The 18,701-nt window shown below is 59.2% G+C and carries 19 protein-coding genes and 2 pseudogenes; 4 read left to right on the forward strand and 17 right to left on the reverse strand.

What is annotated here, in order from left to right:
* Positions 1–286: 286 nt before the first annotated feature.
* From PWG15_RS24125 to rctB, 3 genes are all read right to left on the reverse strand, one after another.
* Positions 287–676 (reverse strand): type II toxin-antitoxin system VapC family toxin, encoded by a 390-nt coding sequence (locus PWG15_RS24125; RefSeq protein ID WP_058323407.1) that lies wholly within the window; start codon positions 674–676, stop codon positions 287–289.
* Positions 673–906: a type II toxin-antitoxin system Phd/YefM family antitoxin gene (locus tag PWG15_RS24130; protein WP_058323408.1), complete on the reverse strand. Its 234-nt coding sequence runs from the start codon at positions 904–906 to the stop codon at positions 673–675. The genes PWG15_RS24125 and PWG15_RS24130 overlap by 4 nt, the downstream gene beginning before the upstream one ends.
* A gap of 392 nt (positions 907–1,298) precedes the next feature.
* Entirely contained in the window at positions 1,299–1,742 is a 444-nt protein-coding gene (gene rctB / locus PWG15_RS24135) for an SMa0974 family conjugal transfer regulator (protein WP_275026578.1), read from the reverse strand.
* A 128-nt stretch (positions 1,743–1,870) separates the two neighbouring features.
* On the opposite strand from rctB, the gene traI reads away from it, so the two are divergent.
* From traI to PWG15_RS24150, 3 genes are read left to right on the forward strand one after another with little or no spacing between them, the layout of a single operon-like run.
* Entirely contained in the window at positions 1,871–2,476 is a 606-nt protein-coding gene (traI, locus tag PWG15_RS24140) for an acyl-homoserine-lactone synthase (RefSeq protein WP_275026579.1), read from the forward strand.
* A gap of 13 nt (positions 2,477–2,489) precedes the next feature.
* Positions 2,490–3,251, forward strand: a complete 762-nt coding sequence (locus PWG15_RS24145) for a winged helix-turn-helix transcriptional regulator (RefSeq protein WP_275026580.1) — start codon at positions 2,490–2,492, stop codon at positions 3,249–3,251.
* A gap of 35 nt (positions 3,252–3,286) precedes the next feature.
* Entirely contained in the window at positions 3,287–4,642 is a 1,356-nt protein-coding gene (locus PWG15_RS24150; RefSeq protein ID WP_275026581.1) for an amidohydrolase family protein, read from the forward strand.
* Positions 4,643–4,758: 116 nt separating this feature from the next.
* Here PWG15_RS24150 and PWG15_RS24155 read toward each other — a convergent pair whose 3' ends face one another.
* Positions 4,759–6,108 carry an MmgE/PrpD family protein gene (locus PWG15_RS24155; protein WP_275026582.1) on the reverse strand — a complete coding sequence of 450 codons (1,350 nt, stop codon included), beginning with the start codon at positions 6,106–6,108 and terminating at the stop codon, positions 4,759–4,761.
* A gap of 33 nt (positions 6,109–6,141) precedes the next feature.
* On the reverse strand, positions 6,142–7,218 hold the full coding sequence (locus PWG15_RS24160) for an ornithine cyclodeaminase (RefSeq protein WP_275026583.1): 1,077 nt from the start codon (positions 7,216–7,218) through the stop codon (positions 6,142–6,144).
* Positions 7,219–7,461: 243 nt separating this feature from the next.
* On the opposite strand from PWG15_RS24160, the pseudogene PWG15_RS24165 reads away from it, so the two are divergent.
* Positions 7,462–7,608 (forward strand): annotated as a pseudogene (locus PWG15_RS24165) (type II toxin-antitoxin system RelE/ParE family toxin); the annotation flags it as partial.
* 5 nt (positions 7,609–7,613) lie between these two features.
* On the opposite strand, the pseudogene PWG15_RS24170 reads toward PWG15_RS24165, so the two are convergent.
* From PWG15_RS24170 to PWG15_RS24225, 12 genes and pseudogenes are all read right to left on the reverse strand, one after another.
* Positions 7,614–7,810 (reverse strand): annotated as a pseudogene (locus PWG15_RS24170) (integrase); the annotation flags it as partial.
* 86 nt (positions 7,811–7,896) lie between these two features.
* Positions 7,897–9,267, reverse strand: coding sequence for an MmgE/PrpD family protein (locus tag PWG15_RS24175; protein WP_275026584.1), 1,371 nt, complete (start codon positions 9,265–9,267; stop codon positions 7,897–7,899).
* Positions 9,268–9,326: 59 nt separating this feature from the next.
* Positions 9,327–10,256, reverse strand: coding sequence for a carbon-nitrogen hydrolase family protein (locus PWG15_RS24180; RefSeq protein ID WP_275026585.1), 930 nt, complete (start codon positions 10,254–10,256; stop codon positions 9,327–9,329).
* Positions 10,256–10,903, reverse strand: coding sequence for an RraA family protein (locus tag PWG15_RS24185; RefSeq protein WP_275026587.1), 648 nt, complete (start codon positions 10,901–10,903; stop codon positions 10,256–10,258). Before PWG15_RS24185 ends, PWG15_RS24180 begins: the two co-directional genes overlap by 1 nt.
* 34 nt (positions 10,904–10,937) lie before the next feature.
* Complete coding sequence (locus PWG15_RS24190; RefSeq protein ID WP_425536809.1) at positions 10,938–11,798, reverse strand: TauD/TfdA dioxygenase family protein; 861 nt, start codon at positions 11,796–11,798, stop codon at positions 10,938–10,940.
* A gap of 123 nt (positions 11,799–11,921) precedes the next feature.
* The gene (locus PWG15_RS24195) at positions 11,922–13,010 is read right to left on the reverse strand and encodes an ABC transporter ATP-binding protein (RefSeq protein ID WP_275026588.1); all 1,089 of its coding nucleotides are present in this window, start codon (positions 13,008–13,010) and stop codon (positions 11,922–11,924) included.
* The gene (locus PWG15_RS24200) at positions 13,007–13,810 is read right to left on the reverse strand and encodes an ABC transporter permease (RefSeq protein ID WP_275026589.1); all 804 of its coding nucleotides are present in this window, start codon (positions 13,808–13,810) and stop codon (positions 13,007–13,009) included. The genes PWG15_RS24195 and PWG15_RS24200 overlap by 4 nt, the downstream gene beginning before the upstream one ends.
* Before the next feature lie 15 nt (positions 13,811–13,825).
* Positions 13,826–14,590 carry an ABC transporter permease gene (locus PWG15_RS24205; RefSeq protein WP_275027195.1) on the reverse strand — a complete coding sequence of 255 codons (765 nt, stop codon included), beginning with the start codon at positions 14,588–14,590 and terminating at the stop codon, positions 13,826–13,828.
* A gap of 125 nt (positions 14,591–14,715) precedes the next feature.
* Entirely contained in the window at positions 14,716–15,756 is a 1,041-nt protein-coding gene (locus tag PWG15_RS24210) for an ABC transporter substrate-binding protein (RefSeq protein ID WP_275026590.1), read from the reverse strand.
* A gap of 217 nt (positions 15,757–15,973) precedes the next feature.
* Positions 15,974–16,222 (reverse strand): Y4oE-related protein, encoded by a 249-nt coding sequence (locus PWG15_RS24215; RefSeq protein ID WP_275026591.1) that lies wholly within the window; start codon positions 16,220–16,222, stop codon positions 15,974–15,976.
* Positions 16,223–16,472: 250 nt separating this feature from the next.
* Positions 16,473–17,762 (reverse strand): amidohydrolase family protein, encoded by a 1,290-nt coding sequence (locus PWG15_RS24220; RefSeq protein WP_275026592.1) that lies wholly within the window; start codon positions 17,760–17,762, stop codon positions 16,473–16,475.
* Positions 17,759–18,700, reverse strand: a complete 942-nt coding sequence (locus tag PWG15_RS24225) for an ABC transporter permease (protein WP_275026593.1) — start codon at positions 18,698–18,700, stop codon at positions 17,759–17,761. The genes PWG15_RS24220 and PWG15_RS24225 overlap by 4 nt, the downstream gene beginning before the upstream one ends.
* Position 18,701: the final 1 nt, after the last annotated feature.

Genomic DNA, 18,701 nt, shown 5'->3' on the forward strand with positions numbered 1-18,701 from the left:
CGAGCAGTGCGATGCTTCGGGCCACGCCGGGTTTCCTTCGGATTAAGCCGGCCCGCTCGAGGGTGAGCATCATTTGGTGGACAGATGGTGGGGGGGACGCCGAAATAGCGTTGCAGGTCACGCTCGGCCGGCGCACGTTCGTTGATCTGGCTATAGGCCCAGATGAAGGCGAGGTACTGGCCCTGCTCTTCGGTGAAGCGGGGTGGCGCTGCCAACTGCCCGTCAAGTAATTGATTCGATCATGTTTGGAGGCGTACCATCGGACCAGAGACGTCTGGGGCAGAAGTCACCACAATCGGCTAATATCCGGGAGCGTGTCGAAAACTTCGTCCGCTGAAATCAGCGGGATTCCAAGAGCGAGCGTGGTCGCCGCCAGCAATCGGTCGAATGGGTCGCGATGCTCCCAGGCGAGGGTCGCCCCTTTTAAACACACTTCCGGCGCCAATGCCGCAACTCTGCCACCCTGTTCAGCCAGCAAGCTCGGCAAGTCATTGATGAATGGTTCCATCTCCGGCCACTTGCCGATACGGACTTTCTGCCCAATCTCGAAGAAACTGATGGGGCTGACAAAAACGCTGTCAGCCTCCGTGATGAGAGCGGTTGCCTTGGTGGACAGGCGCATATCGCCCGTTAGTGACCATGCCCAAGCATGGGTATCCAGAAGCACAGCTGTCACACCGCGCCTTCCCAAAGAGCGAGTTCATCTTCACTCATCGGCTTAAAGAAATCCGGTCCCTGCCCTGTGACCTTGCCCTTCAGCAGCCCGACGGTGAACTTGCTTTGTGGAATAGCAACGATCCGGGCAACAGGGGTCTTGCCCTTCGCGATGACAACTTCTTCGCCAGCCTTTGCCGCCTCGATGAGTTTGGACAGATTCGTTTTGGCGTTATGGATTGTAACTTGCATGGGAGTTCCGTTTAGCTAACTTGGCTATACTTAGTGCATTTGCCTCTGAGAATCCAGTCTCATCGCGTGGAGCGCGAGCGAGGGCTGCGAATTCAATAGAGCCCGATGCCGTGCGCGCTATCTGTCGCAAAGCCCTTTCTCATCGATTGCCGTGTTCACGTTACATCAGAGTGAGGCGGTAATGTATGATTTTAAATGCACTTTCTGATTTCGAAGATTTGCCGCAGAGACGTCTGATGGTGGCGAGGATATTGTCTGCCGTCGGGGACCGAAAATGGGGCTATGCGGGAAAGGGCGCTTTGCCAGAACTGCGAACCCGTGCGGACAACCATGCTGAGCGACTAAAGGGTACCCGCAAAGGTCCAAGGCGGGCCACCGCTTGCGCGGCATCCTTACATCGCGCCGAAAGGCACGCTGCCGGCCGAGTGCCACTCAACGTTTTCACCTGAAAACTTCGCGACGGCGCACAGGCTTCCCAGCAGAAGTGTCCTGATGCCATAGAAGGTGATGGTGTCCTGCGCGTCGACTTGGAGGTGCAGACCTTCATCCGTCAGCCTCAGGATCGCACGCGCGTCGCCGAAGTCGAGCAACCTATCGGCGCCCATATCGTCGATCGAGCGGCAATAGTCTCCGGAACGCGCGCAGACCGTTTCCGCGACCCGTTCCGGATGCGGGACCGGTACGTAGGCTTGGGCGGTGTGCTTGTACATTGAAATTCGTGGCCTCCAATCTGCGCCATCCAAGCCCGGAAATCGGCTCTTCGGCGGCTCCGCGCCCTGTTGCTTCACGTGTGGATTCGCACCTATTTCGGCGGTGCGACGCAGTTCGCTCGTCATCGAACTACTCACATCTGCGATATTCATGCACGGTTGGGGCGAGCACACGACTGCTGATTCTATTAGTCGTCCGAGCGGCAAAACTCGTGTCCAGTAGCCAGCGACGGAGATTTCTTCGGAGATTGGTGATGGAGATACTGGATGTACCTGCCGCAGGGCGCGGAGAATTTGCGGACCTGATCGACTCGATGCATCGGTTGCGTGCCCGCGTCTTTGGCGACAGGCTGGGCTGGGATGTAGACATAAGGGACGGTCGTGAATCCGATGCTTACGATCAATTCAATCCTACCTATATCCTGGCTGTCACGGCCACGCGTGCGGTAGCGGGTTGCGCGAGGCTTCTCCCTGCCACCGGGCCGACGATGCTCGCCAATACCTTCCCGCAACTCCTCTCATCGCGACGGCTGGACGCTCACGCGGGCATGGTCGAAAGCTCGCGCTTTTGTGTCGACACTGCGCTCGACGAAGGCAGGACGCAGGGGCATCTCCACAGGACCACGCTGAAGATGTTCGCCGGCATCATCGAGTGGTCGATGGCGAACGGCTACCGCGAGGTCGTCACGGCCACTGACTTGCGTTTCGAGCGCATTCTGAAACGCGCTGAGTGGCCAATGCGGCGCCTTGGCCGGCCGTGCTCCATTGGCAACACGATGGCCGTAGCAGGAGTTCTTTCTGCAGATGTCGGAAGTCTCACTCGGATTCGTGCTGTGATCAACAACAGACGTAAAGCCTAAAGAGGAGAAGTCTTTGAGTTCAGCGCGGCGCCAGATCCTGATTGGTTCGACCGATCCAGATTACTACTTGCTGCTCGTCCATATCCTGGAATCCGAGGGATATCAGGTCATTCTTGGTTCCGGGGTCGAGGAGATTGTCCATCTTGCAGGCGAGTACGATGTCGGAGCCATCCTTCTCGATTGTCGATCGGGAGAAGATTGGGCTCCTGCAGCCTGTGTAAAGCTGAAACAGGAGCCGCGGACATTCGGGATCACGACGGTCGGATTGATTGGACCTGGTGCGGAAAGTCGGTTTATCGATCTGCTGAAGGCCGGTATTGACGAGAATTTCGTAAGACCGATTGCTCCTTCCAAGCTACTCAGCTTCCTTTGCGACCGTATCCTCCTTCCGCACGCGTCGGGTCCAATGGCGAGCGACGGTCATATTCTCGCCTGTGCAGGAATTGAACTGAATACCAACAGGCACAGCGTCAGGCGTTTGGGCATCAACGTCCACTTGGGACCGATCGAATTCCGATTGCTTCAGTTCCTGATGGAGAACCGCGAGCAGACGTGCAGTCGCGCACAACTCATCGAAGCTGGTTGGCCCGAGCGTCGTTTCGTCGACCTCAAGACGGTCAATGTCCATATTGGTCGACTGCGCAAGGCGCTTAGCGTGGCCGGTGGCCCTGATCTCATCCGAACGGTTCGATCGTCCGGCTACATGCTCGATGGTTCCAGTCAGGAGCAATCGCAGCACAAGGCGGATCGGCCGGGCGAAGGGACCGGCGACTAGGACAGCATCCCGGCTGACGAAAAGGAACATCTGTCATGGATCTGGTAATCCGAAATGGGGGTCTAATCACCGGCGACGGCAAGACGTTTCACAAACGGGCTGCCGTCTATGTCCGGAAGGGAAGGATCGCCGGTATCGAAGTCGCGGAGGTTGCCGCAGGCGCTGAAATCGCGGCGCGAGAAACCATCGATGCAGCCGGCGGCATCGTTATGCCAGGTCTCATAAACGCACATGCGCATGGATGTATTCGGGGGCCTTCCATGCCGAGCGGTTCGAAGCCATTTGAAGGCGAAGATGTCGCCTACTTCCGAAACCGCCATCTTCTTCAGGGAACAACGACCCTTCTCAACGTCTGCGGCCTGGCCATGGCTGACGAAGTAGATGTCAACGAGGCTGAACCTCATGCAATGGATATCCGCATTTCCACGGCTCACACTCCGAAAAACATCGAGGCGGCGCTTGTGGTCGACGGCAAGGGACTTTCGGCACGGCACCTGAGTGCGACGATAGATGACCTGTTGGCCTCCGGCGCGGTCGCGCTTGGTGAGGCAGGTGGCGGGCAGACACTGGGTGGTGGCGCGCAAGAATACAGGTTCATCCCGCAAGCGTTCTTGCAGGAGTTCGGGGTCGAAGTGACGCCCGCAGCCGCGAGGCGCTTGAAGAGCGCCGTCCTTGGCCGCTATCTCGATCCGGTAGACGGCCTAGCGAATTTGACACTGATCGACGAGCTGGAGCGTTGCGGTCTTTCCGGGGTCACCGGAGCGGATCGCGTTCGCGACATCATTACGCAATCGGTGATGCCTTCGGTTGCCCTCTCGCTGGCCGGATTCGATCAAATCGCCCGCGAAGCCGAGCGGGTCGGATATCCCGCGATCTTCCACAACGCGGCGCCATCTGCGAAGCGTTTGATCGCCGTGGTCGAGAAGCACCCGAAGGCACGTTTCGTCGCCGGTCATAGCAATCACCCGAGCTTTCTTCCGGACGAGGCAGTCTCGATTGCTCAGAACCTGAGACGAAAGGGGGCTATCATCGATGTTTCGACATTGGATTGTATCGGGACCCGCTGGCGCAACGATCCCTCCAACCTCGATGCGCTGATCGACGCGGGCTGTGTCGATACGATTTCGACCGATTTTGCCGGCGGGCATTGGGATGGAATTCTTGAAGCGATCCAGCGGGTGGTCAGAAAGAAGCAGTTGTCTGCGGCAGAGGCCGTTGCCCTTGCGACCGGGAATGTCGCGCGCGTCTTCACTCAAATGGCCGGTGACCGCGGGCTGATTGAAAAAGGCAAGCGTGCAGACCTGATCGTTGTCGACCACGTTAATCTGAGCCGCGTCAGGCATGTCGTGATTGGAGGCTGTATAGTTGTCAGGAATGGCCGTCTTGTCTGACGGCTTCTGCCAGAGCTTGGCTCTCGCGCCGACGCCGACGATGTGCAGCCGCGGCCGCAATTACGAGATATCGCCGACGGATGATCCGACTGACACAGGGGGCAGTGGTCGACATGTCAGTCGATCAATCGCATCCTCAGGCGCTGGAGGAGGGGAGCAGCATCTCCTTTTTTCAGAGCCTCAAAAGCCTGCAGGACAGTATTTTGTGCCTTGGGAGAAAGCTTGCCCCGCGTTGTTGCCGAGAACTTATTGATGAGATCTTCCCAGACTAAGGGGCGCGCCTTGTCCCCGCGCGGCGAGGTTACCTTAGAGGTGATCAATCTGCCGTCGATCATTTGCAGGCATACCCGCGCAAGGGTGTCTGTCGGAAAGCGTGCGTCGATCTCAGGATTGACCGAGAGATGAACCTTGCGGGCGAATTCGAGGAGGTCGGGCCTATCCAGCTGCGCATCACCGACTGGCGCCAGTGCCGCAGGCCCGTCAACAACAGCAATCGCCATGCAATAGGGCAAGCTGTATTGGATCTCCGTCAATGTCCTGGGAGACACGGTGTTTGAGAGTCGGAGAGCCCATTGAAAGGTCTGAACTTCGATTGATGCGATTTGTTCAGTCCTGATGTCAGCAACTTCCGAAAGCGCAGCAAAGGCATCAAGAGCGGGATGGATGTAGCGGCAGCAGGAATAGGGTTTGAAATAGACCCTCGAGATCTCCGTTGGATCACCCAAGTGCGCGATCATACTCTTCCAGTCGAAGTGCGACGTATGATCGAGCAAATCTTGCGGTCCGGTAAATCCCCCCTCTGCGAGGCGCAATGCGGTCAGGCCCGTCACGACACTCCAGGGAATACCCTCCTTGACGTCGTTCCCGGTGAGGTCAGCATAGCCGGAGCTTCCGTTTGCCTCCTGGTTCGGTGCGAGCACTCCGGCCACGGCGAGTGCGTGGGCGAGTGCCGGGGGGGCGGTTCTGTAGAGGCGGCCTGCCGTGGCCGCAGCTGCGTAGCCGGTCCAACGTCCCGATTGCCGGCTTTTGATCGCTTGCGGGTTCTGCGCCACGGCAATGCGAATTCCGGTCTCGTATCCGAGAGCGACTGCAGTTAGGAGGTCGTCGGCGGATGCGCCGATGGTAGATGCCACGGAGAGTGCTACCGGTATCACGGCCGCGCCGGGATGACCACGCGCGGCGCGGTGACCGTCGTCGAAATCGAGTGCGGAGACGGATGCCGCATTACAGAACGCCGCGGCAATGACACCGAGACTTTCCCCCGTAAACCAGACCGATGCGCGACCGGCTTTAAAATCGTACCTTGCGACCTCGCGGGCTGCGCGAGCACTTGGAACATCGCAGCCGACGACGTACGCGGTGACTGCATCCACAATGCAACAGGCCGCACTTAACCTCAGATCGGGCGGCAGAGCAGCGGAAGAATAGGTCGCCAGATACTCTGAGAAGGTTTCGGTGACATACATCCGTGCCCTCCGTAAAGTTTGGGCTGCCGGCCATCAGTTTGTGTTAGATGAGTGGACGGATGACGCCGTGCCAACATCTGCCGAGAACCAGGTTTCGTAAACATGAGCGGCGACGTAAAGGTCGAGCATAGGCAGGCCCACGCACGTAATGAGGATCGGGAATTCCGATCCGCCGCCCGCGTCGCAGAAATCCTTTAAGTTCAAGACACCGAGCACTGGGCCAAGCTGCTCCAATGTTGATCCCTTGCGTGAGAAGTAGAGCGCCAGGCTTTGGGAGTTTCGCCGCGACACCATGGAAATGTCGTCACAGAGCGCCAGTCCGGACCGAAGAACTTCTTGGATGTGGCCGGATGGCGTCTCGTCTCCCCCAAGATGCAGGACAACGGCATTTGCGCAAATCTCTGCGGTATCAAACACCGGTGCGCTGGCATTGGTAGCGGTGATGACAAACCGGCAATCACGCAGCCTCTGATTATCCGCGACAGCTTCAAGCCGAATTCCGGGCGGCTGTCTGTGTCTTTTAACGAGTTGGTGCGCGGAAGCGCCTGAGCGGCTGCGCACGAATATCTTCGAGACGATGCCGGCTCCGAAATGACCGAGCACTCTGATGATCTGCTCGGCGATGGGGCCTGCTCCAAAGAGGAAGACGGAAAGTTCTTCTGTTTTGGGAAAGAAAAGTTCAAGCGCCATTGAGGCATAGGTTGCCGTTCTTGCGGCTGAGATATCGGTTCCGTCCATCACGCAAAGCGGGCGCAGCGTGAAGTTGTCGAGCAGCAGGATCGTCGACGTCGAACGAGGCCGACCCAATCGACGGTTTATCGCATTGGCACCGACCACCTTGACGGCGGCGTATCTGGTCCCGACGCTGGAGAGCGCAGAGAGCTTCCAGCCTAATCGCTCGCCTTGCAACGTATCCCGGTAAGCTTCAAACTGGGGTTGGTTCCACAAGTCGGCTTCGGGAAAGGACAAAACAGATTTCAGGCCATGGGCCCGGCCCAAGCGGATGTCGGACCAAGCTGCCCTGGCAGCATCGTGGAGCGCGGATGCCTCGAGACGGACGCCGAGGCGCTTCATTTCCGCAAGTGAAATGTATCTGGGTGTGCTCTCCATCACCATTCTCCGTGGAATTGTCGACGTCATGCGACGGGGAGCAATTTCCCATCTGGAGCGCAGGGATTAAAGGAAAGGTTCGGATACATTTTTGTCGTCTTTTGATGAACGACTTCTGGCGCTAAGAGCCGAACCGTAGATTGTGACCTGGAGATTTCGCGCCGCGAGCAGTGGGGAGAGGCGCGCGCAGCCGCGACACCTGGCGGGATGGGGATGGGAGCGGCCGCGGCAGCATTTGCAAATCATCCCGGAATCCGGTTTCTTCGGCGGGACAAGGCGGCTATTTGGTTTCTTCCGGTGGAGCATAGCCGCGCAATCGTTGTCGCGGCAATTTTCTATGGCGCGCAGGACCACATCAGAAATATGCTCGCGCGCATGCTGGCGGGGTAAGATTCCTACAGCCCGGAGGCCTTCGTCAGATTGACCCTAAATCGGTCGCGTCGGCGGTGGTACCTGTGGTTCATTTCCGCACGCGCATGGCCAAACTGCTTTTGCACGTGGCGCTTGTCGACTTCGGCCGACGAGGCCAAGCGGCGCGCAGCGAATGACTGGAGAATTTGGCTGCCCGCACGTCTTCGCTGAGGTCGTGATGCAGGTCAGCGGGAAGGGCGGTGGGGAACTCCGTCCCCGCAGTGCTGATTTGCGGTTGCAGGCTTAGCATGCCGGAACATGCCGGTATCAGCTGACCAATAAACGGAGAAGCGGCCGGAGCGATCCCGCTTTATCCAGCGCGTACACGTTATCAATGGCTTCGCAAGCACCGCTGTCTCCCACGACAGGGCTTGCAAGCCGCAGGAACTTGGCCTCGAGAGCTGATTTCCGCATGGGGTTACTTGCCTCTCCCTCCGCAACGTCTACGTGCCTTTCGAAGCTCTGCCCGTCGCGCAACTGCAAGTAAGCGCTTGCGGCGTGAACGCTTTGAGGTGAGGCGTGGATAGTATGTGGCCTCAGCTCGATACTGTCTTGGAACCGCCCGGCGATCTCGTCATTGAGCCAGTCATCCACGAACCAGTCGGGACCCGGCTCAACGCCGAACACTGCCATAGCGATAGCGTGCGGTGCGCTGAACTGCGCTGCCCACATGTGGCGCGGACGCGCTTCGCTAAATGGCGGTTCGCATACGATCGGAGGTGCGGTCACGACTAGCTTGGCATGCAAGCCGTCGGCGGGATCAATGCTGGCCATCCGGACGACGTCGCGGCTGGCTTGGACACTGCTTTGGATGAGCCGACAGCAACTGAAGGGCTTGAAGCCAACCCGGAGAATTTCGTAGGCGCCACCCAAGCCGTTGGTCAATCGATCGAAACGACACTCGTCGGCGCCCGCCATCCGCCAGAAACCTGTCTCCCCCTCGAAAACATCCAAAGGCCCCTCGTAGTCGGCAGCGGCAAGGCGCGCGGCCAAGACGCCCATTTGCGCGGCCATGCCGAAGTTGTTCTTCGCCATCGATGGCGTGTCTCCGTAGACGGTCTTCATGACGGACGCGACTGGCGCATTCGCAGCGGCGATCGCGATTGCATGCGCCGCTCGCCCGGCGTCGAGACGCATGAGTTTCGCGGCCGCGGCTGCTGCACCGAATATCTGCCAAGTCCCATGGCCGTGAATCGCCTTTCTGGGCTGGACGTGAGCCAGCGAGATGCCAACGCGGCAACTCACCTCATAGCCGGCGATCACGGCCTCGAGTAATTCTGTGCCCGAACACTTCGTGTACTCAGCGACCGATAAGGCTGCTGCAATCACCGTGGCTCCAGGGTGGCCCTTCTCGTAGATGTCGTCGAAGTCGAGCGCATTGATCAAAGTTGCCTTGACGAAGGCGGCAGCCGCCGGTGCGGCACAGCCGCTGACAGGTGTGCCGGAGGAGGGGGCGACCTCGCCGTCCGCCCGCAGTACCTCCAGCATGCCAGCCATCGGCAGCTGATGCCCTCCGAACAGGCAGCCAAGCGAGTCCAGGAGGCAAAGCTTGGCCTTGTCGATGACGTCGCCGGGAACACGGGCGAGTGCCTCCTCGGCGATATAGCTGCCGAGCGTTTGCGTGACAAAAGCGGTCATATCTGGTGTCCGATTACCCGAGGATGGAGATTGGAGGTCCATTTTCAGGGGGGCGTTGTCTACGTGCTACTAGAAGAAATTGGTGCCCCGAAGGTCTGCACAAGCGAGATGCAGGAGGAGTTGCAGCGCTCACCGCAGCTGCTACCTCGGTAGACGCGTGCCTGATCGACAAACGAAACCTTGTGCGACGCGGCGGGAATGAGCTTGCGAACTGCCGCCACGCGGTCGAGATCGAGGTGGGCGGAAACCACGCCGACCTGATCGACGGCGCGGGCTATGACCTGTCCCCAGGGGTCGCAGATGAGAGAGTTGCCGTAGGTGAAACGGCGATCTCCGTCCGCTGCAGTGTAGCCTCCCCACTGACCACAGGCGACGAAATAGACCTGTTGCTCTATCGCGCGCGCACGGCAGAGCACTTCCCAGTGGTCCTTTCCCGTCTGTAACGTGAAGGCCGCGGGTAGAATGACCACATCGACGCCGACGTCTGCGAGCGCATCAAAGAGTCGGGGGAAGCGAAGGTCGTAGCAGATGGCACAGCCGATCCTGAAACCGCCGGCTTCATAGACGAACAGGCTCTCTCCAGGCGCAACGGTGGCGGATTCTCGGTAGATCTTGCCATCTGGCGTCTCGATGTCGAACAGGTGAACTTTGCGGTAGCGGCCGACCTCGTTACCCTCTGGGTCGAAGACGACCGTTGTGTTGTAGATCTTCGAACTTCCATCGACCCTTTCGAGCAAGCTACCGCCGTGGATCCACACCTTTTGCCGGGCGGCGACCGCCTGCAACATGCGATAGGCGTCGCCGCCCGGCATATAATCAGCCGCCGCCAGTTTCTCTGCCGCCGCCCCGCCGGACCAGTCGAAATGTTCCGGAAGAACGATGAGATCGGGTGTATCGCGTGCGATTGCCTGAAGCATCAGGCTCTCGGCCGCGCGCAAATTGCTGTCGCGATCGGGCTGGGAGTTCATCTGGACGAGGGAAATCTTCATTATACGATCCGATCCAATTCGAAGATGGAATGGCCGGCCTCAAGGTAGGGCCGGAGCTTTAGGGAACGCTGTTGGCGCTCGAGGGCGACGTCGGCGATGCGGCGCATATCGGAGGGATCGGCAACGAAGACACCCTCCGTATCTGCCAGGACCGCATGCCCGGGCAGCACGGCAGCCCCGCCGCAGGCGATCGGGACATTGATCGCGCCACCGATCTGGTGCCGGCGGCTGGTCGTCTTGGACGAGACTCCGCGACACCAGACCGGGAAGCGGCTGGTGCGGATCTCCTCGATGTCGGTGCAAGGACCATCGACGATAATGGCGACGGCGCCACGCGCTCGGGCAGCAGCAACGACACCGCCGCCGACGCAGGCAACGTCGTCCCGATCGACCCGGGAGATGACGAGAACATCTCCCGGGCGGAGCAGATCGATTGCCGTGTAGATGACGGCTCCATCGCGGCCGGGCGCGGCGACCGTGACTGCCGTTCCAATGGCCTTGGCCGGAAAGACCGGCGCAATTTCTGCCCCAACAAATCCAAGATATTCGAAGTGGCCGATGGTTGCGGTTTCGACACCCTCCAGCAGTGTTCGCAGTGTGTCTGGTATCGCTTCAGGTTGTTTCTTAATCTTGTATGACTGGGTCATCGACGAAACTCCGATCTGCCCTATGGTTCACAAATCAGACCGGGCGCTCGCCGGATGTCGTCGTCCGATGCATAATCCGGATGGTATTCGGGTCGAATGAATCGCGCCGGTGCATCGTGCAACGGTTGTCCCACATCACGATGTCGCCCACGCTCCATTTCTGGACGAAGACTTCAGGCGTGTTGGTGGTGTGCTCCCAAAGCCTTGAGATCAGGTCATTGCTTTCATCGAGCGGCATGCCGACGATCCACGACCCTTCTGACGTCCCACCAAGATAAAGTGCTTTGCGGCCGGTCTCGCTATGAGTTCTGACCAACGGATGGACGACGCCGCTCCACTCGCGAAAATCCGTGCTCGTCGGTTCGCTTTTCCCGAGGCGCAATTTGCCCGTCTTGTCGTAGACATTCTGGAAGAAGATCTGCCGCCCCTCAACGGCCCTGCGCAGCTCCTCGGGGAGCGTTTCGAAAGCCTGGTAGGTTGACAGAAAATACGTGTCGCCGCCGGAAGGGGGAACCTCGATCGCCCTGAGGATGGCGCCGGCAGGTGGGCGCTCGTAGAACCATGTGTCTGTGTGCCACGTCGCTTCGCTGTTGCCGAGCGCGCCACTCGGCTTGCCGTCCTTCATCACATTGCTGATCACCAGGATTTCGCGATGGATCGGGTGTCCGCCTTCCTGCAATTGCTTGGGATGAATGACGAAATCACCGAAGTGGCGGGAGAAGTCGACCTGCTGCTGGTCTGTGATATCGGTCGCCCGAAAGCGGATGATGCCATATTGCAGCCAGTAGGATCGAACCGCCGCAATGTCCGCGTCGTCGTAGCCGGAGAAATCGAACCCGACGATGTCTGCGCAGACGTTGCTGTCATTCTGGATTGCCGAAACTCTTGTTTTCATGTGTATCTTTCGCCTCCGTGTGGGAAGATCCCGGGTTCGGGATCACGTCGAGCTTAGCGGAGTGATAAATCGACATTCCAATATCAATTCTTTCGCATTGATAATGGATGATAATAAATGTCGCTATTGCTCCAGCAGTTGGACAGCGGAATGGGCGATGGCGAGGTCTACTCGGCAGCCGGCCGCGAGCTTATCGAGGCGGGTCGAGCGGATCATGGACTTCAAGGTGATCCCGTCATCGACGAGTATCCAGGCCTCGAGATAGGCACCCAGATTGACGACCTTTTGGACGGTGCCTGTCAGGCGGTTTGACGGTGCGTCGAGAGCCCCTGCCGCATCTGCGAGCCTGACGGCCTCCGGTCTGATGCAGCAGAAGCGCACATTGTCAGGAGCAACATCGTCTCCCCGCGCGGCTGTGAGCACCGCCTTTCCCGCGCCGAGGGATACCTTCAGGTTCCGATCGGTCCCAGTCTCTGCGGATGCCGGGAGGATATTGGACTTGCCGATGAAGTCCGCCACGAAGGAGGTTCTCGGGTGACCGTAGATGTCCGCAGGCGCTCCTTCCTGCGCCACCACTCCGCCCTGCATGACGATGATCCGGTCGGACATGGCCATCGCCTCTTCCTGGTCATGTGTGACATAGATGAAGGTCATGCCGAGATCTTCCTGGATCTCTTTCAGTTCGACGCGCATTGCTTCCCGGAGCTTGAGGTCAAGGTTTGAGAGCGGCTCATCGAGAAGCAGCACCGACGGTGAGGGAGCAATCGCCCGAGCGACCGCGACCCGTTGCTGCTGGCCCCCCGACAGTTCCTTCGGATAGCGATCCTCAAAGCCTTCGAGGTGGACACTTTTCAACGCCCGTGACACGCCATCGGTGATTTCCTCGCGGGATCGGCCCTGCATCTTTAGGCCAAAGCCGACATTCTGGGCGACCGTCATATGCGGGAAGAGTGCGTAGCTCTGGAAGACCAGCCCGATTTTCCGGACTTCCGGCGGGACGCCTGCCTGATCCTGGCCGCGAATTCGGATCTGCCCGCTTGAGGGCGCTTCAAATCCGGCGATCATGTTCAGGGTCGTTGTCTTGCCACATCCGGACGGGCCAAGAATGCTGACGAATTTTCCCTTCGGGATGGCAAGGCTGATATCGTCGACGATGCGGTTTGCACCAAACTGCTTGCTGACGGAAAGGAGTTCAATATCGATGGTGGTCATTTGCTACCCCCGTGAAATTGGGCGGAGAAGCCGCCGATCTTTTCGAAAAGGATGATTGCGCCAAGGATGAAGAGGAGTGACGCCACGTTCACTGCCGCAAGCACCGGATCCAGGCTGTATTCGAGATGGTTGATGACGGTAATCGGAAGTGTCGTCTGGCCGGGTCTGACCAGGAAAACGGAGAGCGGGATGTTGTTGAAGGAAATGATGAAGGCGAAAGTCATCCCCGAGAAGAGGCCGGAGCGGATCAGCGGCAACAGCACATATCGGATCCTCTGCGTGACACTGGCGCCCAGTATGCGTGCCGCGCGGTCAAGCCGTTTGTCGAAACCGAACATCGCGGTGGCCGCCATGCGCACGACGTAGGGCAACGTCAGGATGATGTGAGCCATGACAAGGCCGGGCGTTCCGAGCAGATCGTAAAGTCCAATCGAGGACAGAAACAGGACGACTGCCACGCCCTTGACGATTTGCGGGACCGACATGGGTGACAAGAGGAACGCCATGATGGCGGTGTGCCCCGGACATTTTGCGTAGGCGACGCTGTAGGCCCCAAGGACGCCGAGCAGTCCGCTTGCGAGCGACACGATGACGGCAAGTTCGACGCTGAGTAGAAACGGATCGAGCCAACGGCTGTCCCAGAGCGCAGCGTACCATTGCAAGGTCCATTCGCTTGGCAGGAACGTCACGGTCGAAGTTGGACTGAAAGAGGCCGCGACGACCACCATCAGCGGAAGGGTGATGAAGGCAAGAATGGCGGCAAGCGCCGTCCTGAATAGATATGTGAGCAGTCGGTTCATTGGAGCCTCCCGACATTAAAGGTGAAGTTTCTGGTGGAGGCGCGACTCCAGCCTGGATCCGATGAAGCCGGCGGCCAGCATCAGGATGAGCAGAACATTCGCCATCACCGCCGCGAAGGGCCAGTCGAGATAGAACAGCACCTGCTCGTAGACCATTGTGGCCATGACTTTGAAGCCGGCGCCGCCAAGGAGGGCCGGGGTCGCATATGCGCTTGCGGCCATGGTGAAGCCAATCAAGAAAGAGCTTACGATTCCCGGCACGGAGAGCGGCAGGATGATGTGCCGGATAACAGCAAGACGTGACGCGCCAAGAATTTGCGCAGATTTTTCCAGATTGGGGTTGATACCCTGGAGGCTCGTCAGAAGCGACAGCACGCCAAACGGCAGGATGACGTGAGTAAGCCCAACCACGACGCCGAAAAGGTTCTTCGACAAGGGCAAGGGTTCCGTGATCAATCCGGTCCATATCAGCGCGGAATTGATGAAGCCGCGATCTTCGAGAATGATGAGCCAGCCATAGGTGCGAAGCACGACCCCCGCCAATTCGGGCGCAATGGCAAGCGCGAAGATGAACGTTCGCCAGCGCGACGTGGCGCGTGCCAGATAGTAGGCGAGGGGATAGGCTAGGACGGTCACGCAGAGCGCAACGAGGCCGGACATCACGACGGTGCGGGCCAGGCCCGCAAGGACCAGGTCGTTGCTGAAGAAGCGGCTATAGCTCGCAAGTGTCGGCCTGCCCTCCGTTTGACTTTGAAAGCTGATCCCGATCATCATGCCCATCGGAATCGCGAAGAAGAGCACCAGGACGAGCGATGGGGCTATGAGCGGCAGAAGTCCCTTGACAGGGACCACAGCGCGCAGCGGCTTTGTCGGAGTGGAGCAAATTATGACGGCCATGATCTACCTCACTTGGCCGCCGCGACGACATCACGTTCCCATCGTTCGCCCCAGGCGGAGAGCCGTGTCGCGACCGCAGCGAGATCGGGCAATAGAAGGGCCTTCAGATCCGCCTCGGTGGTGATCTGCTTGGCACGGATATCGGCGGGCACCTCGATGTCGATCCTACCGCTGCCGACCTTGTAGCCGGTGACCCATGCCTCCTGGCTGGATTTCTCGAGAAAGAAGTTGACGAACTTGAGAGCGGCGTCTCGGTTCGCCGCGTGCTTCGGCACGTTCAGGGTTGCGACCAAGGGGATCGAGCCTTCCTTCGGCAGAACATAGTCGACCGGCAAACCGCTATCGACGAGCAGCTGCGCGCGCCCGTTCCAGAAGGGCATCGCCCAGACGTCGCCCCCTTTGAGGTACGTTTCCATGACCGAGGATGATTGCTCAAAGCCGATCGACTGCCCGGCGAGCTTGGCCATGGCGGCAAAGCCGGGATCGACGTTCTCGAGCAGATCTCCACCATGGGCGACCGAGAAGATCTCCATCAGGTAGGCGGCCATCACGTTTTGGAATGTCGGCAGGATGATCTTGCCCTTGAGGCCATCATCCAAGAGCGCGTTCCAGGAATTTGGACGCCCTGCCAGCTTGTCCGTCCGGTAAAGAAGCGAGAGATACTGCACTTCGTGAACCGCGCCGCAGGGACCAGCAACGCCGGCAATCACCGATGACAGATGCTCAAGATTGGGAACTTCCTCTGGTGAGAATTCCTCAAGCAGGCCCTCCTTGCACCCTTCGAGCGATTGGGAAGCGGTCATTACGACGACATCGAAGCCAGGGCGGCCGTTGGTGGCCTTGATCTTGGCGTAATCCTGGGAGGCCGAACCGACGGCGTCGTAGATTACCTTGATCCCGAACCTGGACTCGAAAGGCTCAATGATCCGCTCCCGAATGATGGTTTCGTACGGCCCGCCATAGCTGTTGACGATGAGCGTTTCGGCGTGGCCGTTCGCAGCCAAAACCATTGATACGATCGCGGGCGCGCACAGCGCAGTGTACCTCATGACGATCCCCTTTGTTGGTGTTGTCGGTTCGGTGACATTGCGCCCGCCAGTCTTGCGATCTCCAATATTGATTTCCCGGTATTGATACGGAAATCATATCAATGGTGTTGCATTCGCTGAGCTGGCGGACGGCTTGCATCGGATTCGGTCTTGAGTGCCTCAAGCTCTATGAATCCGAGCGTTGGGTTTATACGCGCTGCCACAGGCAGCCGCTCCGTCACCCCGGCTGGCAGATTTCGTTGATCAGGTTTGGATTGGATTTCAGGGATTTGAAAATATGAAGCCAGAACCGGTAATGGCTTTCGCGATTGAGGTCCCTGGCCTCGAACGCGCGCTTGGCCGCGGCGGTCACCGCGTCGCAGCCGTAAAACTCCATTGCAAGTTCCACAGCCGCCGCCACCGCGACGTCATGTTGCGCATCCGCCTCGTTTGACGGTTCCAGTATATTCTTCAATGGCTTCGACATGGCGACTCTCCTTTGAGAGTCCGGCAGGGGAAATGTGGCCGGACGGTCTCACAGCGAAGATCGCGTCGTCCGGAAACACACGGTGCCACTCATATCGAGCAGGTTGAATCTTAGCTTATTTCCCGCTCAGGGAGAAGTCAAAATTCTCCGCCGACATCGTTGATCGATCCCTTGGAGGCCTTTGGGCCAATGCGGAAGAGATCCTGGCGTAGCTACTTTGGCTGCTCGCCTGACGAATTTTATTCGTAACTCACGATTGCCGTGGCAGGATGTGGCGGCGGTTGATGGTCGCGGGTCGGCCCTTGATGGACAGGGCCGTATCGCGCTTTTCGCGTTCGGCCACGACCTTGCCCTTCGCGACGACACAAATCCGCTCAGCGCGCAGGCGCACCGCCTCGATGGGGTTGCCCGCATCGAGTACGACGAGGCTTGCGGATTTGCCCACGGCTAGACCGAGATGATCGAGGCCCATAATTTCGGCGTTGATCTTGGTGACCATGTCGAAGCAGGTGCGCATGTCTGTGGGCGAGGACATCTGGGCCACGTGCAATCCCATGAAGGCGACGTCGAGCATATCGGCTGTACCGAGGGAGTACCAGGGATCGAGCACGCAATCCTGACCCCAGCCGGTGCGGATGCCGGCCTTTAGCATCTCGGGCACTCGCGTCAGGCCACGGCGCTTGGGATAGGTGTCGTGCCGCCCCTGCAGCATGATGTTAATGAGCGGATTGGGAATTGCCGAGACACCGGATTCTGCAATCAGTGGCAGCAGCTTCGAGACGTAATAGTTGTCCATCGAATGCATCGAGGTGAGGTGCGAGCCAGCCACCCGGCCTTGCAGGCCGAGCCTCTGGGTCTCATAGGCAAGCTGCTCGATATGGCGCGACAACGGGTCGTCCGTCTCGTCACAATGCAGGTCGACCATCAGGCCGCGCTTGACCGCGATTTCGCATAGTTCGGTAACGGAACGCGTGCCATCGGACATGGTCCGCTCGAAATGCGGAATACCACCAACGATGTCGACGCCCATGTCGAGGGCGCGGATGGTGTTCTCGCGCGCATTCGGCGAGCGATAGAACCCGTCCTGCGGGAAGGCGACAAGCTGGAGGTCGATATAGGGCGCGATCTCCTTCTTGACCTCCAGCAGCGCTTCCACCGCAAGAAGACGGTCGTCGCAGGTATCGACATGGGTGCGGATGGCGAGGAGGCCCATCGAGACCGCCCAGTCGCAATAAGCCAGCGCCCGCTGCTTGACGGCCTCGTGGGTCAGGAGCGGCTTGAGTTCGCCCCACAGCGCGATCCCTTCGAGCAGCGTACCTGAGGCATTGATACGTGGCAGGCCGTAGGACAATGTTGCGTCCATATGGAAATGCGGATCGACAAAGGGCTGACTGACGAGGTCGCCGGAGGCATCGATGACGCGACGAGCCTCTGCATCGATGCGTGGCTCGATCGCGGCGATCCTATCGCCCTTGATGCCGATGTCGGCGACGTTTCCATCGGGCAGCGTGCCACCTTTTACGATCAGGTCAAAACTCATCTTTCGCCTTTCTGGTACGGGATCATCAAAGCTTTGGGATAGGCGGCACGACGTGCGACCAGGATCAGCGCCAGGATCGACAGCGCATAGGGCATCATCAGGAAAACCTGATAGGGCACGAGGCCACCCGATATCTGCTGCAGGCGAACCTGATAGGCATCGAAGGCGGCGAAGAGGACGGCGCCGATCAGCGCCTTTCCTGGCCGCCACGAGCCAAAGACGACCAGTGCGATGCAAATCCAGCCGCGTCCATTGATCATCTGGAAGAAGAACGAGTTGAAAGCGGAGGTGGTGAGAAAGGCGCCGCCGACCGCCATCAGCGCGCTACCGACGACGACGGCGCCCATGCGGATGCCAGTGACCGAAATGCCCTGCGCTTCGACCGCTGACGGATTTTCCCCGGCAGCACGAACGGCGAGACCGATGGGCGTGCGATAGAGGATCCAGGCAACGGCGGCGACCGACATGAATGCGAGATAGGTCAGTGGCGTCTGGGTAAACAGTGCCTCGCCAACGACCGGAATTCTGGACAGAACCGGGATCGGCAGGGGCTGGAACGGCTCGATTTTGGGCGGCGACGTCACCTCGGGCAGCGCAAGGCGATAGATGAAATAGGTAAGACTCGTGGCAAGTAGCGTAATACCGATGCCAACGACGTGTTGCGACAGGCCGAGTGGTACCGTGAGCGTAGCATGCAGCAGGCCGAACATGGCACCGAAAAGGGCAGCGACCAGCAAGCCGGCCCAAAGATCGCCGCCAGAATATACGGTAAACCAGCCGGCGAAAGCGCCTGCCGTCATGATCCCCTCGATGCCGAGGTTAAGAACGCCCGCGCGCTCGCAGATCAACTCGCCCATGGTCGCGAAGATCAGCGGGGATGCTATGCGGATTGCGGCAACCCAGAAAGAGGCGGTGAAGAGGATTTCGAGCGCGTCCATG

This window comes from Ensifer adhaerens, assembly GCF_028993555.1.
Lineage (GTDB): Bacteria > Pseudomonadota > Alphaproteobacteria > Rhizobiales > Rhizobiaceae > Ensifer > Ensifer adhaerens_I.

Coding starts and splice junctions, on each gene's coding strand:
- PWG15_RS24225 (WP_275026593.1), bottom strand. CDS start 18,700: ATGGACGCGCTCGAAATCCTCTTCACCGCCTCTTTCTGGGTTGCCGCA.
- PWG15_RS24190 (WP_425536809.1), bottom strand. CDS start 11,798: ATGAAAACAAGAGTTTCGGCAATCCAGAATGACAGCAACGTCTGCGCA.
- PWG15_RS24150 (WP_275026581.1), top strand. CDS start 3,287: ATGGATCTGGTAATCCGAAATGGGGGTCTAATCACCGGCGACGGCAAG.
- PWG15_RS24155 (WP_275026582.1), bottom strand. CDS start 6,108: ATGTATGTCACCGAAACCTTCTCAGAGTATCTGGCGACCTATTCTTCC.
- PWG15_RS24220 (WP_275026592.1), bottom strand. CDS start 17,762: ATGAGTTTTGACCTGATCGTAAAAGGTGGCACGCTGCCCGATGGAAAC.
- PWG15_RS24175 (WP_275026584.1), bottom strand. CDS start 9,267: ATGACCGCTTTTGTCACGCAAACGCTCGGCAGCTATATCGCCGAGGAG.
- PWG15_RS24210 (WP_275026590.1), bottom strand. CDS start 15,756: ATGAGGTACACTGCGCTGTGCGCGCCCGCGATCGTATCAATGGTTTTG.
- PWG15_RS24200 (WP_275026589.1), bottom strand. CDS start 13,810: ATGAACCGACTGCTCACATATCTATTCAGGACGGCGCTTGCCGCCATT.
- PWG15_RS24205 (WP_275027195.1), bottom strand. CDS start 14,590: ATGGGCATGATGATCGGGATCAGCTTTCAAAGTCAAACGGAGGGCAGG.
- traI (WP_275026579.1), top strand. CDS start 1,871: ATGGAGATACTGGATGTACCTGCCGCAGGGCGCGGAGAATTTGCGGAC.
- PWG15_RS24130 (WP_058323408.1), bottom strand. CDS start 906: ATGCAAGTTACAATCCATAACGCCAAAACGAATCTGTCCAAACTCATC.
- PWG15_RS24185 (WP_275026587.1), bottom strand. CDS start 10,903: ATGACCCAGTCATACAAGATTAAGAAACAACCTGAAGCGATACCAGAC.
- PWG15_RS24160 (WP_275026583.1), bottom strand. CDS start 7,218: ATGGAGAGCACACCCAGATACATTTCACTTGCGGAAATGAAGCGCCTC.
- rctB (WP_275026578.1), bottom strand. CDS start 1,742: ATGACGAGCGAACTGCGTCGCACCGCCGAAATAGGTGCGAATCCACAC.
- PWG15_RS24180 (WP_275026585.1), bottom strand. CDS start 10,256: ATGAAGATTTCCCTCGTCCAGATGAACTCCCAGCCCGATCGCGACAGC.
- PWG15_RS24195 (WP_275026588.1), bottom strand. CDS start 13,010: ATGACCACCATCGATATTGAACTCCTTTCCGTCAGCAAGCAGTTTGGT.
- PWG15_RS24215 (WP_275026591.1), bottom strand. CDS start 16,222: ATGTCGAAGCCATTGAAGAATATACTGGAACCGTCAAACGAGGCGGAT.